Origin of the sequence: Pseudomonas karstica (assembly GCF_009707515.1) — a bacterium.
In the GTDB taxonomy this organism is placed as follows: Bacteria; Pseudomonadota; Gammaproteobacteria; order Pseudomonadales; family Pseudomonadaceae; genus Aquipseudomonas; species Aquipseudomonas karstica.
On sequence record NZ_WLYI01000001.1, the window covers coordinates 34603 to 53907 of the forward strand.

The window sequence follows — 19305 nt, forward strand, 5'->3', positions numbered from 1 at the left end:
TACAGACCGGGAGTAATTGTCAGACCAGCACTTGCCGCGTCGTCGCCATGTATTCATGAATCTGTTTCTCCACCCGAGGATGGATCAACTCCACCGGGCGACGGCCATTGGGGCACGGTAAAGTCGGCGTGGTGCCGAACAATCGGCAAATCAACGGTCGTTCATCGTAGACGGTGCAACCGTTGGGCCCCAGGTGCACACAGTTCAGTTCGTCCATGGCCGCTTCCTGCTCAGCAGCAGTTTTGCGGGGCAGGCGCGACATTTCCTCAGGTGAGGTGGTCACCGGCCCACAGCAATCATGGCAACCCGGAACACACTCGAACGAGGGGATCTGCCGACGCAGCGCGCTGATTTTCTGACTGTTGCAACTCATCGAAACACACACCAAACGGCGAATAGGTGTGAATTTTGCCCTAAAAGCCCCCGGTGAGACAGCTTCGCCCGAGCGTTGTATCCTGCGTCAAATTTTCCAAACACGGATGATCCCCATGACCGCCAGCGCCCGGCACACCGACTCCTACTATGCCGCCAGCAGCCTGCCACAACCCGATTATCCGGTGCTGACAGGAGAAGTGATGGCCGATGTGTGCGTGGTCGGTGGTGGGTTTTCCGGACTCAATACGGCACTGGAGCTGGCCGAGCGCGGCTTCAGCGTGGTGCTGCTGGAAGCGCACAAGATCGGCTGGGGCGCCAGCGGACGCAATGGCGGGCAATTGATCCGTGGTGTCGGCCATGGCCTTGATCAGTTCGCCAATGTCATCGGTACCGACGGCGTGCGAGAAATGAAGCTCATGGGGCTCGAAGCAGTGGAGATCGTGCGCCAGCGAGTCGAATCCTCACAGATTCCCTGCGACCTGACCTGGGGCTACTGCGACCTGGCAAACAAACCCCGCGACCTCGAAGGCCTCACCGCCGATGCGGAAGAACTGCGCAGCCTGGGTTACCGCCATGAACTGCGCCTACTGGAGGCTTCGCAGATGCACAGCGTGATCGGTTCCGACCGCTACGCCGGCGGCATGATCGACATGGGCTCGGGGCACCTGCACCCCCTGAACCTGGCCCTGGGAGAAGCCGCAGCCGCTCAACAGATGGGGGTTAAGCTGTTCGAGCAATCCGAGGCGCTGAGCATCGACTATGGCCCCGAAGTCAAAGTCCATACAGCCTGGGGCTGCGTGCGCGCCACTACCCTGGTGCTGGGCTGTAATGCCTATTTGAACGGCCTCAACCTGCACTTGAGTGGCAAGGTACTCCCTGCCGGTAGTTACATCATCGCCACCGAGCCCTTGAGCGAAGCGCAGGCCACCGAGTTGTTGCCGCAAAACATGGCAGTGTGTGATCAGCGGGTCACGGTGGATTACTTTCGGCTTTCAGCCGACCGCCGCCTGCTGTTCGGCGGCGCTTGTCATTATTCCGGGCGTGATCCGAAGGATATCGGCGCTTATATGCAGCCGAAGATGTTGCACGTATTCCCGCAACTGGCCAACGTGAAAATCGACTACCAGTGGGGCGGTATGATCGGTATCGGCGCCAACCGTTTGCCGCAGATCGGCCGACTGACAGATCAGCCGAATGTGTATTTCGCCCAGGCCTATGCCGGCCATGGGCTCAACGCGACCCACTTGGCAGGCAAGCTGCTGGCCGAAGCCATCAGTGGCCAGCAGACGGGACGCTTCGACCTGTTTGCCAAGGTGCCACATATCACCTTCCCGGGAGGCAAGCATTTGCGCTCGCCGCTGTTGGCGCTGGGGATGTTGTGGCACCGGTTGAAAGAGCTGCGCTGAATCAGCTGCGCCAGAAGGGTTTCATCCCTTCCTGATGCGCCTGCCCGGCGCTCAGGCCGATATCGCGCAGTTGTGCAGGCGTCAACTCCAGCAAGGCTTTACGCGTGTGACGGCGGTGCCAGAACAAGGCCCATCGGCTGAGTCCGCAGGGCGTACTGCGCGCCGACATCTCCCTGTCCTGCCCCGCCACCAGTTCCTGACTGTGTAATACCAGCCGCACATCGCTCAAACCGCTCATCTTCCTGCCCTCACTTGCCTGTTGCCATGAGTGCATAGGATGAGCGGCTCGCAAAAACCATGACAGATTCAACAGCCATGTATTAAATCCATACAGATACTGCTTATCTGACACTGAATCCTGTATTTTCGGTCTATCTGTACTGGTCACAAGGGAATACCCACCATGACTCTCTATGTAAATCTCGCCGAACTGCTGGGTACCCGCATCGAGCAAGGCTTCTATCGCCCCGGCGACCGATTACCTTCAGTGCGGGCCTTGAGCGTTGAACATGGGGTCAGCCTGAGCACCGTGCAGCAGGCCTATCGGTTGCTGGAAGACAACGGGCTGGCGATGCCCAAGCCAAAATCCGGTTATTTTGTGCCGGTGGGGCGTGAGTTGCCGGCGCTGCCAGCAGTAGGCCGTCCAGCCCAGCGGCCAGTGGAAATTTCGCAGTGGGACCAAGTGCTGGAACTGATCCGCGCGGAACCACGCAAAGACGTCATACAGTTGGGCCGGGGCATGCCGGATGTACTGTCACCGACCATGAAGCCCCTGCTGCGCAGCCTCGCCCGGATCAGCCGCCGCCAGGACATGCCTGGCCTGTATTACGACACCATCTTCGGAAGCCTGGAGTTGCGCGAGCAGATTGCTCGCTTGATGTTGGACTCAGGCTGCCAGTTGGGACCTCAGGACCTGGTGATCACTACCGGCTGTCATGAAGCACTGTCTGCCAGCATCCACGCCATTTGCGAGCCCGGTGACATCGTCGCGGTGGATTCGCCGAGCTTTCATGGTGCCATGCAGACCCTCAAGGGCCTGGGCATGAAAGCCCTGGAAATCCCCACTGACCCACTGACCGGCATCAGCCTTGAGGCCCTGGAGCTGGCTCTGGAGCAGTGGCCGATCAAGGTCATCCAATTGACCCCCAACTGCAACAACCCCTTAGGCTACATCATGCCGGAGTCGCGCAAACGAGCGCTGCTGACCCTGGCCCAACGCTTCGACGTGGCCGTCATCGAAGATGACGTGTATGGCGAACTTGCCTACAGCTACCCACGACCACGCACCATCAAATCCTTCGACGAAGATGGCCGCGTCCTGCTCTGCAGTTCCTTCTCGAAAACCCTGGCACCTGGCCTGCGGATTGGCTGGGTGGCACCCGGCCGTTACCTGGAACGGGTACTGCACATGAAATACATCAGCACCGGCGCCACAGCCACCCAGCCACAGATTGCCATTGCCGAATTTCTCAAGAACGGCCATTTCGAGCCCCATTTGCGGCGAATGCGTACCCAATACCAGCGTAATCGCGACCTGATGCTTGATTGGGTCAGCCGTTATTTCCCTGCAGGTACCCGCGCCAGCCGTCCTCAAGGCAGCTTTATGTTGTGGGTGGAGCTGCCCGAGGGCTTCGACACGTTGAAGCTCAATCGAGTATTGGTCGAGCAAGGTGTACAGATTGCCGTGGGCAGCATCTTTTCCGCCTCCGGCAAGTACCGTAATTGCCTGCGGATGAACTACGCTGCCAAGCCAACACCGCAGATTGAAGACGCGGTGCGCAAGGTGGGTGCAGCCGCTATCAAGCTGTTGGCCGAAACCGATCAGGGCCTGGACTGACCTTTCGCGAAAAATACCCGTCATATGTCGACAACCGCCCTGATTCGGAACCAACATCCTTGATGAACCAACGGCTTTTACCGTTTTTCCTGTTAGGGGTCCTGGCCTTGGGCGGCTGTAGCACTATGGATGTACCGCGCATTCCAAGCGATGCAATACCGGCCAGAGACTCCGCCTTCGGCCGCTCGATCCAGGCCCAGGCCGCGCCTTATCAAGGTCGCTCCGGTTTTCGCCTGCTGCCCAACAGCAGCGAAGCTTTCATGGCCCGCGCCGAACTGATCCGCAACGCTCAGGGCAGCCTTGATTTGCAGTACTACATCGTCCACGACGGCATCAGCACGCGGATGCTGGTGGACGAACTGCTCAAGGCTGCCGACCGTGGCGTGCGCGTGCGCATCCTGCTGGACGACACTACCAGCGGCGGCCTGGACCAGATCATCGCCACCCTCGCCACCCATCCGCAGATCCAGATTCGCCTGTTCAACCCGCTGCACCTGGGCCGTAGCACCGGCGCAACCCGCGCCATGGGCCGTCTGCTCAACCTGTCGCAGCAACACCGGCGCATGCATAACAAATTGTGGCTGGCGGACAACAGCGTGGCCATCGTCGGCGGACGCAATCTGGGGGATGAATATTTCGATGCCGAACCCAACCTCAACTTCACCGATATCGACATGCTCAGCGTGGGCCCTGTGGCCGAGCAGTTGGGACACAGTTTCGATCAATATTGGAACAGCGCCCTGAGTAAACCCATTGGCGAATTCATCTCCAGCGCGCCATCCAAAGGCGACTTGGCTACCGCCCGCCTGCATCTGGAAAACTCCCTCGCCGAATCTCGCCAGCAAAACCATGTCCTGTACAACCGCTTGAGCGCTTATAAAACCCGACCACGCATGGACATCTGGCGCCGAGAATTGATCTGGGCCTGGAACCAGGTGCTATGGGACGCGCCAAGCAAAGTCCTGTCCAAGGCCGATCCCGATCCACACCTGCTGCTGACCACCCAATTGGCGCCGGAACTGAAAGATGTCAGTCATGAGTTGATGATGATTTCAGCTTACTTTGTGCCTGGGCGATCTGGCCTGGTGTACCTCACCGGTCGCGCTGACGCCGGAGTGTCGGTGAGCCTGCTGACCAACGCCCTGGAAGCCACCGACGTGCCGGCGGTCCATGGCGGCTATGCACCTTATCGCAAGGACTTGCTGGAGCACGGTGTGAAACTCTATGAGTTGCGCCGCCAGCCGGGAAGCGGCAGCGGGCCACACCTGTTTAGTCGCGGCTCGCTGCTAGGCTCGGACTCCAGCCTGCACAGCAAAGCGATAGTCTTTGACAGAAAAAAATCGTTTATCGGCTCATTCAACTTCGACCCTCGCTCAGTGCTATGGAACACCGAAGTCGGGGTTCTGGTGGACAGTCCGGAGTTGGCGGAGCACGTGCGCAAGCTGGCGTTGGAAGGTATGGCCCCAGCCTTGAGTTATCAGGCGAAACTGCAGGATGGCCAGGTAGTGTGGGTGACGGAAGATAACGGCCAACTGCACACGCTGACCCGGGAACCGGGAACGTGGTGGCGCAGGTTCAATGCCTGGTTTGCCACCACCGTGGGCCTGGAACGCATGCTTTAGGCCGGCTGGGTTACGCCAAACGCACCCTGGCGCAGCAACAACACCACCAACCCCAAAGCTCCCGCTGCCATCAACAACGGTAAGGCGTGCCCGCTGACCCACTGGCTACCGGCACCGGCCACCAGTGGCCCGATCAAGCAGCCAATTCCCCACAACTGAGCAATGTGCGCGTTGGCGCGCACCAACGCATCGTCACGATAGCGCTCGCCGATCAAGATCAACGACAAGGTGAACAAGCCACCGGCACTGGCGCCGAACAGCACCCACACTGGCCAGATCAGCAGCGTATCCATCAGCAATGGAACCGCCAGGCTCGACGCCAGCAACATCAGCGCACAGCCCAGAAACAGGGTTCGCCGGGGCAGGTAGTCCGCCAGCGCACCGATGGGCAGTTGCAACAGCGCATCGCCCACTACCACGGTACTGACCATGGCCAGGGCAATTTCGGCAGTGAAGCCTTGTTGCAGGCAATACACCGGCAAAAGCGTAAGAATCATGGCTTCGAAGGCAGCGAACAAAGCGACCGCCCAGGCGATCGCCGGCAAACCTCGACAGAAGCGCAGCAAATCGCCAAAGGTCACGCTGAAGGAGTCAGCCGACGGCGCGCCAGAACGGCCCAGCAGCAATAGCGGCGAAAAGATCAGCAACCCCACGCCGACCCAGAAACCAGCGTCGTTGTCAGTGCCCAGCGCACCCAGCAACAACGGCCCCGACAGTTGGCTCAAGGCATAACTGCTGCCATACAGTGCCACCAGCCGCCCGCGCCACCGCTCTATTACAAGCTGATTGATCCAACTTTCGCCAAGGATAAACACGATGGTGAGAATGACCCCGATCATCAGCCGCAACAGCAGCCACACCGGATAGCTGGGAAGCACCGCCAACAAGCCGATGGAAATCGCCCCCGCCCATAGGCACAAACGCATCAGGTTCGCCGTGCCCAGACGCGAAGCCAACCGACTGGAGACCTTGGCGCCCAGCAATACGCCGAAGGCTGGCATGGCAGCCATTACACCAATGGCAAAGCTGCCGTAGCCCCAGCTTTCCAGACGCAGGGACACCAGCGGCATACTCACACCCAGCGCAAGCCCGACACTCAATACCGAGGCCAGAACAGCGAAGTAAGTCGCCCAACGCATTCCCACACTCCTGTGGATCATTATTTTTCAGGACCGCAAACGAACTGTAGGAGCGAGCTTGCTCACGAAAAACTTGAGAGCGCCGCATGCATTCAGAATGCCCGCATCATCGTTCAAGTCCATCGCGAGCAAGCCCGCTCCTACAGGGGATCGCAGTTGTGGCTTACAACTTGATCCAGGTCGCCTTCAGCTCGGTGTACTTGTCGAAGGCGTGCAACGACTTGTCGCGGCCATTACCCGATTGCTTGAAACCACCAAACGGGGCGGTCATGTCGCCACCATCGTATTGATTGACCCACACACTACCAGCGCGCAGCGCCTTGGCAGTCAGGTGAGCCTTGGAGATGTTGGACGTCCATATCGCAGCGGCAAGGCCGTATTGGGTGTCGTTGGCAATCTCGATGGCTTCTTCCACGCTGTCGAAGGCAATCACCGACAGCACTGGGCCGAAGATTTCTTCCTGGGCGATCCGCATGGCGTTAGTTACGCCGTCGAAAATCGTAGGCTCGACATAGGTACCGCCAGTCTCCTGCAACGTACGCTTGCCACCGGCCACCAGCTTGGCGCCATCGACATGCCCGGCCTCAATGTAGGAGAGCACAGTGTTCATCTGCTGAGTGTCCACCAGGGCACCGACATTGGTGGCCGGGTCCAGTGGGTTGCCCGGTTTCCAGCCCTTGAGGGCCTCGATCACCAGCGGCAGGAATGTATCCTTGATCGAGCGCTCCACCAGCAGGCGCGAACCGGCGGTGCAGACTTCGCCCTGGTTGAAGGCAATGGCACCGGCGGCGGACTCGGCAGCAGCCTGCAAGTCCGGCGCATCGGCAAACACGATGTTCGGGCTCTTGCCGCCGGCTTCCAGCCAGACGCGCTTCATGTTCGATTCGCCGGAGCGGATCAGCAGTTGCTTGGCGATTTTGGTGGAGCCGGTAAACACCAGCGTATCGACATCCATATGCACCGCCAAGGCATTGCCCACGGTGTGGCCGTAGCCCGGCAGCACGTTGAGTACGCCTTTCGGAATGCCGGCTTCAACCGCCAGCGCCGCGATACGGATGGCCGTCAGCGGCGATTTTTCAGACGGTTTGAGGATCACTGAGTTGCCGGTAGACAGCGCCGGCCCGAGTTTCCAGCAGGCCATCATCAGCGGGAAGTTCCACGGCACGATGGCGCCGACTACGCCGACCGGCTCACGGGTCACCAGACCCAATTGGTCATGGGGAGTGGCGGCGACTTCATCGTAGATCTTGTCGATAGCCTCGCCGCTCCAACTCAGGGCTTGCGCGGCGCCGGGAATATCGATGTTCAGGGAATCGCTGATGGGCTTGCCCATGTCCAGGGTTTCCAGCAACGCCAACTCTTCGGCATTGGCCTTGAGCAGTGCGGCAAAACGGATCATGGTGGCTTTGCGCTTGCTCGGCGCCAAACGCGACCAGACGCCTGAATTGAAGGTGGCACGGGCATTTTCAACAGCGCGCTGGGCATCCGCGACATCACAGCTGGCAACAGTGCTCAGCAGGCGGCCATCCACCGGGCTGATGCACTCGAAAGTGTCACCGGAGACAGCGCCGGTGTATTCGCCATTGATGTAGGCGCGGCCTTCGATCTTCAGATCCTTGGCGCGTTGCTCCCAATCGGCACGGGTCAGGGTGGTCATGCGAGTGTCCTCCACTTATTGAATACAAAGGACCTGGTGAGTACTCAGGCACCTTCAAAGAATTCTTGCCCGGCCAGCCATCTGTTCGGCTCAAGGCACCCGCCACCCTAAACCAGCGGCCAGGGATGTTTCAATATATTTGACATAACGGCGGCAAACGCGCTTGCGATGTTCATTTTAATAAACATAGACTTTGGCTCTACAACCACGGGCCTAGACGGGACATGCACATGAGTATTCAAGACATCGTCGACTTCAGCCAGGTCAATACTGCCGCCGAGCGCTATCGGCCTGCCGAGGAAAAGATCCTCAAGGGCAGCCCCGACCAAACCGTCCACAACCATTACAACAGCCCATGCGGCCAGATGAGCGCCGGGACCTGGGAAGGTGAGGTCGGGAAATGGAAGGTCAACTACAGCGAGCATGAGTACTGCGAGATCGTGCAGGGCGTTTCGGTATTGCGTGATGCTGACGGTAACGCCAAGACCCTGCGAGCAGGAGATCGCTTCGTGATTCCCGCAGGCTTTACCGGAACGTGGGAAGTGCTGGAGACCTGCCGCAAGATCTACGTGGTATTCGAAGAAAAGGCCTGATTTATCTACCTCCCCGGCCCGCGCTCCCTGCGCGACCCTGTTGCGCCGCCTTGAGCCCAAGGCAGCGCGACGGATCTACACAGCAGGAGGCAGCATGAACCGGCTTACCGATGAACAGGTAATCGACGATTTTCAGCACATCATCGGCCAAAAATACTCACAGGCCATTCTTCGCGAGGTTCAACAGGAAAGTGGCCGCCCGGTACGAGCCGGCCATTACGGCACCACCGACTACTGCCCGGAACGAATCAACCTGGAGATAGATGATCAGGACGCGATAACAGGCATTACCTTTGGCTGCGCCTTTTTTCCGTATCCATTGAATCCTCCTGAAGAAAGGTCAGAAGGTGTAAACCTTATTCAGGACGGGACACCAGACAAAAAAAAGCCCGCATCGTGAGATACGGGCTTTTTTTCACTAGAAAGAAAATCAATTACTTGATTTTGCCTTCTTTGTAGATCACGTGCTTGCGAACGCGCGGGTCGAACATTTTCTTTTCGAGCTTGTCCGGAGTAGTACGCTTGTTCTTGTCGGTAGTGTAGAAGTGACCAGTACCGGCGCTAGAGATCATTCGAATCAATTCACGCATGATATAGCTCCTTAGATTGTGCCAGCGCGGCGCATTTCAGCGAGCACGACAGTGATGCCACGCTTGTCGATGATGCGCATGCCTTTGGCAGATACGCGCAGACGCACAAAACGTTTCTCTTCTTCAACCCAAAAGCGGTGATGCTGCAGGTTCGGCAGGAAACGACGACGGGTTTTGTTGTTTGCGTGGGAAATGTTATTCCCAGTCACCGGACCCTTACCGGTAACTTGACAGACTCTCGACATGCCTCAGCCCTCTAAAACCACATGCCCAACCCGGCATGGGTTGGCCGCTTAATCTCTCAGTCATTTGGCGCCAGGCGCCGCGTTTCTTTAGGGTCTTACCGGCTACACCTACAAGCGAAGGAACCGGGCCCCTAGAAAAGAGCGCTGCTTTATACCAGAAAGACCCCACTGCAACAACAACCCGTGTGTTTTTACCCGTGTAAATCTCAGCCGTGGACGCCTGAACCGTTGCCAGGGTGGGCCGCTGTAGAAGCTGACCGCTCGTCGCACAGAATGATTTTCAACCGCCGCGCGTAGCGCACAGCGCCTGGCAAAACGACTTGAGGCGCCATCAAAACAGCATTTGAGTCAAAAGCACAGGCAAAAATAGGGTAGTTATTTATCAAGCAGCCTACTACGGTAGACGTTTTCCAGACTGCACTTGCAGATGGGCTTCCATATGCAAAGGAAACCGAATATGCGCCTTGCTGCCCTACCGCTATTGCTTGCACCGCTTTTTATCGTCTCCCAGTCCCAGGCGGCCACCACCCTGAGCGTGTGTACCGAGGCCAGCCCCGAAGGATTCGATGTGGTGCAATACAATTCACTGACCACCACCAATGCCTCGGCGGACGTGCTGATGAATCGCCTGGTGGACTTCGATGCCGCCAGCGGCAAAGTGATCCCGAGTTTGGCGGACAACTGGGAAGTGTCGCCCAATGGCCTGATCTATACCTTCAAGCTGCACCCGAACGTGAAATTCCATCGCACCGCGTATTTCAGCCCAAGCCGCACACTGACTGCCGAAGACGTACGCTTCAGTTTCGAGCGCATGCTGGACCCGGCCAGCCCATGGCATAAAGTCGCCCAGAGCGGCTTCCCCCATGCGCAGTCCATGCAATTGCCAGCGCTGATCAATAAAATCGACGCACTGGATCCGCTGACGGTGCGTTTTACGCTCAACCATGCCGACTCAACCTTCCTGGCCACCCTGAGCATGGGTTTTGCCTCGATCTACCCGGCGGAATATGCCGATAAGCTGCTCAAGGCCGGCACTCCGGAAAAACTCAACAGCCAGCCCATTGGCACCGGGCCCTTCGTCTTCGGGCGCTTCCAAAAGGATGCGGCCATTCGCTATAAGGCCAACCCGGAATATTTCGCAGGTAAGCCTGCTGTGGATAACTTGATCTTTGCCATCACTCCGGACGCCAATGTGCGCCTGCAGAAATTACGCCGCAATGAGTGCCAGATCGCGTTATCGCCCAAGCCTATGGATATCGGCATCGCCCAACAGGACGCTGCGCTCAAGGTGGAACAAGCGCCCGCCTTCATGACTGCATTTGTCGCCATCAACAGCCAGCACCCACCGCTGGACAAGCCACAAGTGCGTCAGGCGATCAACCTGGCTTTCGACAAGGCCAGCTATGTCAAAGCCGTGTTCGAAGACACCGCGGAACCGGCCACGGGCCCTTACCCACCCAACACCTGGAGCTACGCCAAGGAGCTGCCGGGCTACCCCCACGACGTCGCCAAGGCCAAGGCTTTGCTGGTGCAAGCCGGGTTCAAGGATGGTTTCAAAACCACCATTTGGACTCGACCGTCAGGCAGTTTGTTGAACCCCAACCCCAGCCTGGGGGCCCAGCTGTTGCAGGCCGACCTGGCAAAAATTGGCATCCAGGCGCAAATCCGCGTGATCGAGTGGGGCGAGTTGATCCGCCGTGCCAAGGCGGGTGAGCACGACCTGCTGTTCATGGGGTGGGCTGGCGACAATGGCGACCCGGATAATTTCCTGACCCCGCAATTCTCCTGCGCGGCGGTAAAATCCGGCACTAACTTCGCTCGCTACTGCGATCCAGCCCTCGACAAGCTGATCAGCGCCGGCAAGACCACCAGCGAACAAGGTGTGCGCAGCAAGCTGTACCAGCAGGCCCAGGCCCAGATCCAGCAACAGGCCCTGTGGTTGCCACTGGCCCACCCGACCGCCTTTGTCCTGGCTCGCAAGAATGTCCAGGGGTATCAGGTGAGTCCGTTTGGGCGCCAGGATTATTCGAAGGTCAGCGTCAAGCCTTAAGCTGCAAGCTAACTTGAGGCTTGCAGCTCGAAACTTGCAGTTGCTTCTCCTACATCCACCCATATTCAGCCATCGACAGCGGGTCACCCTCACCCACGATAATGTGGTCCAACACCCGCACATCCACTACTTCCAGGGCCTTTTGCAGCAGCTTGGTCAATTTACGATCCGCAATGCTCGGCTCGGTGCTGCCGGAAGGGTGGTTATGGCACAGGATCAGCGCTGCGGCGTTGTAGGCTAACGCTCGCTTGACCACCTGCCTGGGGTAGACCGTGGCGCTGTCGATGGTCCCTTGAAACAACGCTTCGAACCCCAGCACCCGATGCCGTGAGTCGAGGAACAGACACCCGAAAATCTCGTGGGGCTCGTGGCGTAATAGCGCCTTGAGGTAATCCCGCACGGCTACCGGGCTTTCCAGCACCGAAACACTGCGCAGGCGCTCGGCCAGATGACGCCGGGACATTTCCAGCACCGCCTGGAGCTGGGCGAACTTTGCCGGCCCCAAACCCAGGTGCTGGCTGAAAACCACCTGCTTGGCTTCCAGCAGTGAGCGCAAACTGCCGAACTGCACCAAAAGATGCCGTGCCAGATCCACCGCACTTTTACCGCAAACCCCGGTACGCAAGAAAATCGCCAGCAACTCGGCATCGGAAAGACTCGCCGCGCCCAACTCCAAAAGCTTCTCCCGCGGACGCTCCGCCGCGGGCCAGTCACGAATACTCATAGCACCTCCCTGTGCATGTGCGCCGCTGTTGCATAGCGGTCGCTGTGTTATCTTAGTCCATCTTTTTGCGTGCGATTTCACCTCGGGAGGGGGCATCGCAACGCCATCACTGAACTGGAAAGGCAAGCCAATGCAGCGTCTGTATCGGAAACGCATCGTTCTCGGCGTCGGCGGCGGCATTGCCGCCTATAAGAGCGCAGAACTGGTTCGCAGGCTCCTGGACCAAGGCGCAGAAGTGCGTGTAGTCATGACCCGTGGCGGCAGTGAGTTCATCACCCCGCTGACCATGCAGGCTTTGTCTGGGCACCCGGTTCACCTGGACCTTCTGGACCCGGCGGCCGAAGCTGCCATGGGCCATATAGAGCTGGCCAAATGGGCCGACCTGGTGCTGATCGCCCCGGCTACCGCCGACCTGATCGCCCGCCTCGCCCAGGGCATCGCCGATGACCTGCTGACCACCCTGGTGCTGGCCACCGACGCCACTGTCGCCATCGCCCCAGCCATGAACCAGGCCATGTGGCGCGACCCGGCCACCCAGGCCAACACCCAACTCCTGCAAACCCGCGGCCTCAAGGTGTTCGGCCCGGCTTCCGGCAGCCAGGCCTGTGGCGACGTCGGCATGGGCCGCATGCTCGAAGCCACCGACCTGGCGCTGTGCGCCGCCGAATGCTTCCAGCACTTGGCCCTGACCGGCAAACACGTACTGATCACTGCCGGCCCGACCCAGGAAAACATCGACCCGGTGCGCTACATCACCAACCATAGCTCAGGAAAAATGGGCTTTGCCCTGGCCGAAGCGGCGGTGGAAGCAGGTGCCCGTGTCACCCTGATCACTGGCCCGGTACACCTTCCGACGCCAGACAGGGTCACCCGCATTGACGTAGTCAGCGCCCGTGACATGCTCGCGGCCTGCGAAGCGGCGATTCCCTGCGATCTGTTTATTGCCTCGGCAGCGGTTGCGGACTACCGGCCAGAAGTCGTTGCGCCGCAAAAACTCAAGAAAGACCCTACAAGCGGCGATGGCCTGCTCCTGCAAATGGTCCGCAACCCGGACATCCTGGCAACCATTGCCACCCGTCCGGATCGTCCGTTCAGCGTCGGTTTTGCCGCCGAAACCGAACACCTGCTGGACTACGCCGCGCGCAAATTGAAAGACAAAAACCTCGACCTGATCGTTGCCAATGATGTCGCCAACCCGAGCATCGGCTTCAACAGCGAGGAAAACGCCTGCAGCGTGATTGATCGCGACCTGCACGCCACTCTTTTCGCCCAGACCAGCAAGGGCAAGATTGCCCGCCAACTGATCTCCTTTATCGCCCAACGGCTGAACCAGGTTTAATCTCCATGCACGCTTTACAAGCCAAGATCCTCGACCCTCGCATCGGTAACGAATTCCCACTGCCAGCCTACGCCACCACAGGTTCCGCCGGCCTCGACCTGCGAGCCATGCTCAAGCAGGACACTGTTCTCGAGCCAGGCCAGACCCTGCTGATCCCCACCGGCCTGTCGATCTACATCGGCGACCCAGGCTTGGCCGCGATGATCCTGCCACGCTCCGGCCTGGGCCATAAGCACGGCATCGTCCTCGGTAACCTGGTAGGCCTGATCGACTCCGACTACCAGGGCGAGCTGATGGTTTCCTGCTGGAATCGCGGCCAGACCGCCTTCAACATTGCCGTCGGCGAGCGCATCGCCCAGCTTGTCCTGGTTCCAGTGGTACAGGCGCATTTCGAGCTGGTTGAAGAGTTCGACGAAACCCAGCGTGGCACCGGTGGTTTCGGGCATTCCGGCAGCCACTGATCAAGCTGAGCCTGCCGGTCGCCGCCAAGGCCAGCCCCTTATCGATGGAGTTTCCCCCCGCAATGAGCAACGCAGCCCGAGTCGCCCCGACATTTCCTGACAGCATTTTCCGCGCCTATGACATCCGCGGCGTCGTCCCCCAGACCCTGACCGCCGAAACCGCCTACTGGATCGGCCGCGCCATTGGCTCCCAGAGCCTGGCTCAAGGCGAGCCCAATGTTTGCGTGGGTCGAGATGGTCGCCTGTCGGGGCCCGAGCTGGTTGAGCAACTGATCCAGGGCCTGGCCGACAGCGGCTGTCATGTCAGCGATGTCGGCCTGGTTCCGACCCCGGCCGTGTACTACGCCGCCAATGTATTGGCCGGTAAGTCGGGCGTAATGCTCACCGGCAGCCACAACCCATCGGACTACAACGGCTTCAAGATCGTCATCGCCGGCGACACCCTGGCCAATGAACAGATCCAGGCCCTGCACACTCGCCTGAAGACCAACGACCTGACCAGCGGCGCGGGCACCGTCACCAAAGTCGACATTCTTGCGCGCTACTCTGACGAAATTACCCGTGACGTCAAACTCGCCCGCCGCCTGAAAGTAGTGGTGGACTGCGGCAACGGCGCGGCAGGCGTGATCGCCCCGCAACTGCTCGAAGCCTTGAACTGTGAAGTGATCCCGCTGTTCTGCGAAGTGGACGGCAACTTCCCTAACCATCACCCAGACCCGGGCAAGCCTGAAAACCTGGTGGACCTGATCGCCAAGGTCAAGGAAGTCGGCGCCGATGTGGGCCTGGCCTTCGACGGTGATGGTGACCGCGTGGGCGTGGTGACCAACACCGGCAATATCGTGTTTGCGGACCGTTTGCTGATGCTGTTTGCCCGCGACGTCGTGGCACGCAATCCCAGCGCCGAGATCATCTTTGACGTTAAATGCACCCGACGCCTGACACCGCTGATCAAGGAGTACGGCGGCCGACCGCTAATGTGGAAGACCGGCCACTCGTTGATCAAAAAGAAAATGAAGGAAACCGGCGCCCTGCTGGCCGGCGAAATGAGCGGCCATGTGTTCTTCAAGGAGCGCTGGTTCGGCTTTGACGATGGTATTTACAGTGCCGCCCGCCTGCTGGAGATCCTCAGCAATGAAAAATCCACCTGCGACGCGCTGTTTGCCACCTTCCCGGACGATATTTCTACGCCAGAGATCAATATCCATGTGACCGAGGAGAGCAAATTCAGCATCATTGACGCACTGCACGATGCGCAATGGGGCGAAGGCGCCAACCTGACCACCATTGATGGTGTGCGGGTCGATTACGCCAAAGGCTGGGGCCTGGTTCGTGCATCCAACACCACCCCGGTTCTGGTACTGCGTTTCGAGGCTGATTCCGAAGCTGAACTGCAGCGCATCAAGGACGTGTTCCACGTCCAGTTGAAACGTGTTGCCCCTGATCTCCAATTACCGTTCTGATTTTTGCACCGGAGCCCTGAATGACCCTCGAACGCGAAGCCGCCGCCAATACCGCCAAGGTCCTTTCCGAAGCGTTGCCTTACATTCGACGCTACGTCGGTAAGACGCTGGTGATCAAGTATGGCGGCAATGCCATGGAAAGCGATGAGCTGAAAACCGGCTTTGCCCGCGACATCGTGCTGATGAAAGCCGTCGGGATCAACCCGGTGGTGGTACACGGTGGCGGCCCGCAAATCGGCGACCTGCTCAAGCGCTTATCCATCGAAAGTCACTTCATTGATGGCATGCGCGTCACTGATGCACAAACCATGGACGTGGTGGAAATGGTCCTTGGCGGCCAGGTGAACAAAGACATCGTCAACCTGATCAACCGCCACGGCGGCAGCGCCATTGGCCTGACCGGCAAAGACGCGGAGCTGATCCGGGCGAAGAAACTGACCGTCACCCGCCAGACGCCAGAGATGACCCAGCCGGAAATCATCGACATCGGCCAGGTGGGCGAAGTGATCGGCATCAATACCGACTTGCTGAACCTGCTGGTCAAGGGCGACTTCATCCCGGTGATCGCGCCAATCGGTGTGGGTGCCAACGGCGAGTCGTACAATATCAATGCCGACCTGGTGGCCGGCAAGGTAGCCGAGGCACTGAAGGCCGAAAAGCTGATGCTGCTGACCAACATTGCCGGCCTGATGGACAAGACCGGCAAGGTACTGACCGGCCTGAGCACCCAGCAGGTGGATGACCTGATCGCTGACGGCACCATCTACGGCGGCATGCTGCCGAAGATTCGTTGCGCCCTGGAAGCGGTACAGGGCGGCGTCGGCAGCTCGTTGATCATCGATGGCCGGGTACCGAATGCGGTCCTGCTGGAAATCTTCACCGATACCGGCATGGGTACGCTGATCAGCAACCGCAAGCGCGCTTAACCACTAAACACAAAAGGCCCACCCCTTGTAGGAGCGAGCTTGCTCGCGAAGAACGTTAACGATGCTGTGTTTATTCTGGATAAACGCGGCGCCTTCAAGTTTTTCGCGAGCAAGCTCGCTCCTACAGGGGGTGGGCCTTTCTGTTGTGCGATTATTGAACGCCGAACTGCTCGCGATACGCTTTGACCGCCGGTAAATGCTGCTTGAGCTGCGGATCGTCTTCCAGGAACTGCAACACCTGGTTCAACGACACAATACTCACCACCGGGATCCCAAAATCACGCTCCACTTCCTGGATCGCCGACAACTCGCCGTTACCGCGCTCTTGACGGTTCAGCGCGATCAGCACGCCAGCGGCCTTTGCGCCGTCCTGGGAAGCAATGATATGCATCACTTCACGAATCGCGGTGCCTGCAGTGATCACATCATCGATGATCAGCACATCGCCGGTCAGCGGGGCTCCCACCAGGCTGCCGCCTTCACCATGAGCCTTGGCTTCCTTGCGATTGAAGCACCATGGCAGATCCTGCCCGTGATGTTCAGCCAGCGCCACGGCAGTCGCGGCAGCCAAGGGAATACCTTTGTAGGCCGGACCAAACAGCACGTCGAAGGAAATACCGCTTTCAACGATGGCCGCTGCATAGAAACGACCTAGTTGCGCCAGGGCAGAACCCGAGTTGAACAGGCCCGCATTGAAGAAGTACGGGCTGGTGCGCCCGGACTTCAGGGTGAACTCACCGAAGCGCAAAACCCCGCGATCGATGGCAAAACGAATGAAATCGCGTTGATACGCCTGCATGAAAAAAGCCTCAGATACCACGGATTTAGCTAATTAGGTAGACGGCGTGTATCATACACGCACGCGATTTTTGGGGCCATTTATGCGGATCATCAGTGTGAACGTCAATGGTATTCAGGCTGCAGTCGAGCGTGGTTTGCTCAGTTGGCTGCAAGCCCAGAATGCCGACGTCATCTGCCTGCAGGACACCCGCGCCTCCGCCTTTGAACTGGACGACCCAGCCTTCCAACTGGATGGCTACTTCCTTTATGCCTGCGATGCCGAAGTCCCTGCCCAAGGTGGCGTGGCTTTGTATTCGCGGTTGCAACCCAAGGCGGTCATCAGCGGCCTCGGCTTCGAGACAGCCGACCGCTACGGGCGCTACCTGCAAGCCGATTTCGACAAGGTCAGCATCGCGACCTTGCTGCTTCCATCAGGGCAGAACGGCGATGAAGACTTGAACCAGAAGTTCAAGCTAATGGACGATTTCGCCCGTTACCTGGATAAACAGCGACGCAAACGTCGCGAGTACATTTACTGTGGCTCGCTATACGTGGCGCAACAGAAGCTGGATATCAAGAACTGGCGCGACAGCCAGCAATCCCCAGGCTTCCTGGCGCCGGAACGGGCCTGGATGGACGAGATTGTCGGCAACATGGGCTATGTCGATGCCCTGCGTGAAGTCAGCCGCGAAGGCGACCAGTACAGTTGGTGGCCGGACAACGAACAGGCCGAGATGCTCAACCTGGGTTGGCGTTTTGACTACCAGTTGCTGACCCCGGGCCTGCGTCGCTTTGTGCGTAGCGCTCGCCTGCCGCGTCAGCCGCGCTTTTCGCAGCATGCACCACTGATCGTGGACTACGACTGGACATTGACCATCTGAGGTCTTTTTCCAGACACAAAAAAACCGACATCACTGTCGGTTTTTTGTGGGCGTTCATTATTTGATCAACCGCCAGGTAAAGGGGTAGCGATAGGCAATCCCCTTGTTGGCCTTGATCCCGGCAATAATCGTCAGCACCAGCGCTGCAATCACCACCACGGCCATCAGCAAGAAACCAATCACCACAAACCCGAGCACAATGCAGACCAGCCAGGCAATCGCCACGGTGATCTGGAAATTCAAGGACTCCTTGCCCTGATCATCGATGAGCGGGTCCATGTCTTTCTTGACCTGCCACAGGATCAGCGGCCCCAGCAGGCTGCCAAAGGGGAACACCAATCCGAGAAACGCCGCGAAGTGACACAGCATGGCCCACTGGCGGATTTCCTTGGACGGTGCCGGAACCGGCAGTTGGCTGTCATTCATGGCGTTTCTCCTTGAGCCTGGCTCAATCAGCCAGGGCGGCGTTCTGCAGTTCGAAGATCTCGGTCATGCCTTTCTGGGCCAAGGCCAGCATGGCATTCAGCTCGGCCGGCTGGAATGGCGCGCCTTCAGCCGTACCCTGCACTTCGATGAAACCACCGGTGCTGGTCATCACCACGTTCAAGTCGGTCTCGGCGGCCGAGTCTTCCAGGTAGTCCAGGTCCAGCACTGGCTCGCCCTGATACATGCCCACCGAAACAGCTGCGATCATCTGCTTGAGCGGGTCGCCGCCTTTCAGGCCGCCACGCTTCTTGATGACTTTCAAGGCATCGATCAGGGCTACCATGGCACCGGTGATGGACGCGGTACGGGTACCGCCGTCGGCCTGGATCACGTCGCAGTCGACGTACAGGGTCACGTCGCCCAGCTTGGACATGTCCAGGGCCGCTCGCAGGGAGCGACCGATCAGGCGCTGGATTTCCAGGGTGCGGCCGCCTTGCTTGCCACGGCTGGCTTCACGCTGGTTACGCTCGCCGGTGGCACGGGGCAGCATGCCGTATTCGGCGGTCAACCAGCCCTGGCCCTGGCCCTTGAGGAAACGCGGCACGCCGTTTTCGACGCTGACGGTGCAGATAACCTTGGTATCGCCAAACTCGACCAGTACAGATCCCTCGGCGTGTTTGGTGTAGTTGCGGGTGATGCGGATCGAGCGGAGCTGATCGGCAGCGCGACCACTTGGACGTTTCATAAGGGAGACACCTGTACTGAGGACGAAAAACTGCCGAGCATTATAGAGC

The 19305-nt window shown here is 59.0% G+C and carries 20 protein-coding genes and 1 pseudogene; 11 read left to right on the top strand and 10 right to left on the bottom strand.

Annotated features, from left to right (window positions below; genetic code table 11):
• Positions 1 to 19: 19 nt before the first annotated feature.
• The gene (locus tag GIR22_RS00140) at positions 20 to 373 is read right to left on the bottom strand and encodes a YkgJ family cysteine cluster protein (RefSeq protein ID WP_154741338.1); all 354 of its coding nucleotides are present in this window, start codon (positions 371 to 373) and stop codon (positions 20 to 22) included.
• Positions 374 to 488: 115 nt separating this feature from the next.
• Here GIR22_RS00140 and GIR22_RS00145 point away from each other — a divergent pair, with 115 nt between their 5' ends.
• A complete protein-coding gene (locus GIR22_RS00145) occupies positions 489 to 1781 on the top strand; it encodes an NAD(P)/FAD-dependent oxidoreductase (protein WP_154741339.1) in 1293 nt (430 codons plus the stop codon).
• 1 nt (position 1782) lies between these two features.
• Here GIR22_RS00145 and GIR22_RS00150 read toward each other — a convergent pair whose 3' ends face one another.
• Complete coding sequence (locus tag GIR22_RS00150) at positions 1783 to 2019, bottom strand: DUF1127 domain-containing protein (protein ID WP_154741340.1); 237 nt, start codon at positions 2017 to 2019, stop codon at positions 1783 to 1785.
• Between the two features lie 165 nt (positions 2020 to 2184).
• Between GIR22_RS00150 and GIR22_RS00155 the strand changes: the two genes are divergently transcribed.
• The gene (locus GIR22_RS00155; RefSeq protein ID WP_154741341.1) at positions 2185 to 3618 is read left to right on the top strand and encodes an aminotransferase-like domain-containing protein; all 1434 of its coding nucleotides are present in this window, start codon (positions 2185 to 2187) and stop codon (positions 3616 to 3618) included.
• A 62-nt stretch (positions 3619 to 3680) separates the two neighbouring features.
• Positions 3681 to 5240 (top strand): phospholipase D family protein, encoded by a 1560-nt coding sequence (locus GIR22_RS00160; RefSeq protein ID WP_154741342.1) that lies wholly within the window; start codon positions 3681 to 3683, stop codon positions 5238 to 5240.
• On the opposite strand, the gene GIR22_RS00165 is transcribed toward GIR22_RS00160, so the two are convergent.
• Together GIR22_RS00165 and GIR22_RS00170 are read right to left on the bottom strand one after the other, a co-directional pair.
• Positions 5237 to 6379 (bottom strand): MFS transporter, encoded by a 1143-nt coding sequence (locus GIR22_RS00165; RefSeq protein ID WP_154741343.1) that lies wholly within the window; start codon positions 6377 to 6379, stop codon positions 5237 to 5239. The two genes, GIR22_RS00160 and GIR22_RS00165, sit on opposite strands and share 4 nt — an antisense overlap.
• A gap of 163 nt (positions 6380 to 6542) precedes the next feature.
• Positions 6543 to 8036, bottom strand: a complete 1494-nt coding sequence (locus tag GIR22_RS00170; protein ID WP_154741344.1) for an aldehyde dehydrogenase — start codon at positions 8034 to 8036, stop codon at positions 6543 to 6545.
• A gap of 230 nt (positions 8037 to 8266) precedes the next feature.
• Here GIR22_RS00170 and GIR22_RS00175 point away from each other — a divergent pair, with 230 nt between their 5' ends.
• On the top strand, positions 8267 to 8629 hold the full coding sequence (locus tag GIR22_RS00175; RefSeq protein ID WP_154741345.1) for a cupin domain-containing protein: 363 nt from the start codon (positions 8267 to 8269) through the stop codon (positions 8627 to 8629).
• Positions 8630 to 8723: 94 nt separating this feature from the next.
• Positions 8724 to 9029: an I78 family peptidase inhibitor gene (locus GIR22_RS00180; protein ID WP_154741346.1), complete on the top strand. Its 306-nt coding sequence runs from the start codon at positions 8724 to 8726 to the stop codon at positions 9027 to 9029.
• A 34-nt stretch (positions 9030 to 9063) separates the two neighbouring features.
• Here GIR22_RS00180 and rpmG read toward each other — a convergent pair whose 3' ends face one another.
• Together rpmG and rpmB are read right to left on the bottom strand one after the other, a co-directional pair.
• Positions 9064 to 9219, bottom strand: a complete 156-nt coding sequence (gene rpmG / locus GIR22_RS00185) for a 50S ribosomal protein L33 (protein ID WP_003176906.1) — start codon at positions 9217 to 9219, stop codon at positions 9064 to 9066.
• Between the two features lie 11 nt (positions 9220 to 9230).
• Positions 9231 to 9464 (bottom strand): 50S ribosomal protein L28, encoded by a 234-nt coding sequence (gene rpmB / locus GIR22_RS00190; protein WP_154741347.1) that lies wholly within the window; start codon positions 9462 to 9464, stop codon positions 9231 to 9233.
• Between the two features lie 457 nt (positions 9465 to 9921).
• On the opposite strand from rpmB, the gene GIR22_RS00195 reads away from it, so the two are divergent.
• The gene (locus GIR22_RS00195) at positions 9922 to 11514 is read left to right on the top strand and encodes an ABC transporter substrate-binding protein (protein WP_154741348.1); all 1593 of its coding nucleotides are present in this window, start codon (positions 9922 to 9924) and stop codon (positions 11512 to 11514) included.
• 49 nt (positions 11515 to 11563) lie between these two features.
• Here GIR22_RS00195 and radC read toward each other — a convergent pair whose 3' ends face one another.
• Positions 11564 to 12238 (bottom strand): RadC family protein, encoded by a 675-nt coding sequence (radC, locus tag GIR22_RS00200; RefSeq protein WP_154741349.1) that lies wholly within the window; start codon positions 12236 to 12238, stop codon positions 11564 to 11566.
• A gap of 130 nt (positions 12239 to 12368) precedes the next feature.
• On the opposite strand from radC, the gene coaBC reads away from it, so the two are divergent.
• From coaBC to argB, 4 genes and pseudogenes are all read left to right on the top strand, one after another.
• Positions 12369 to 13577, top strand: coding sequence for a bifunctional phosphopantothenoylcysteine decarboxylase/phosphopantothenate--cysteine ligase CoaBC (coaBC, locus tag GIR22_RS00205; RefSeq protein ID WP_154741350.1), 1209 nt, complete (start codon positions 12369 to 12371; stop codon positions 13575 to 13577).
• A gap of 5 nt (positions 13578 to 13582) precedes the next feature.
• On the top strand, positions 13583 to 14038 hold the full coding sequence (gene dut, locus GIR22_RS00210; protein WP_154741351.1) for a dUTP diphosphatase: 456 nt from the start codon (positions 13583 to 13585) through the stop codon (positions 14036 to 14038).
• 38 nt (positions 14039 to 14076) lie between these two features.
• Positions 14077 to 15498 (top strand): annotated as a pseudogene (locus tag GIR22_RS00215) (phosphomannomutase/phosphoglucomutase); the annotation flags it as partial.
• A gap of 20 nt (positions 15499 to 15518) precedes the next feature.
• Positions 15519 to 16424 carry an acetylglutamate kinase gene (argB, locus tag GIR22_RS00220; RefSeq protein ID WP_154741353.1) on the top strand — a complete coding sequence of 302 codons (906 nt, stop codon included), beginning with the start codon at positions 15519 to 15521 and terminating at the stop codon, positions 16422 to 16424.
• Positions 16425 to 16575: 151 nt separating this feature from the next.
• On the opposite strand, the gene pyrE is transcribed toward argB, so the two are convergent.
• Positions 16576 to 17223 carry an orotate phosphoribosyltransferase gene (gene pyrE, locus GIR22_RS00225; RefSeq protein WP_154741354.1) on the bottom strand — a complete coding sequence of 216 codons (648 nt, stop codon included), beginning with the start codon at positions 17221 to 17223 and terminating at the stop codon, positions 16576 to 16578.
• A gap of 82 nt (positions 17224 to 17305) precedes the next feature.
• Between pyrE and GIR22_RS00230 the strand changes: the two genes are divergently transcribed.
• Positions 17306 to 18085 carry an exodeoxyribonuclease III gene (locus GIR22_RS00230; protein ID WP_003176915.1) on the top strand — a complete coding sequence of 260 codons (780 nt, stop codon included), beginning with the start codon at positions 17306 to 17308 and terminating at the stop codon, positions 18083 to 18085.
• A gap of 57 nt (positions 18086 to 18142) precedes the next feature.
• On the opposite strand, the gene GIR22_RS00235 is transcribed toward GIR22_RS00230, so the two are convergent.
• Both GIR22_RS00235 and rph read right to left on the bottom strand, forming a co-directional pair.
• Complete coding sequence (locus GIR22_RS00235; protein ID WP_154741355.1) at positions 18143 to 18511, bottom strand: DUF4870 domain-containing protein; 369 nt, start codon at positions 18509 to 18511, stop codon at positions 18143 to 18145.
• Positions 18512 to 18533: 22 nt separating this feature from the next.
• Entirely contained in the window at positions 18534 to 19256 is a 723-nt protein-coding gene (gene rph, locus GIR22_RS00240; protein WP_154741356.1) for a ribonuclease PH, read from the bottom strand.
• Positions 19257 to 19305: the final 49 nt, after the last annotated feature.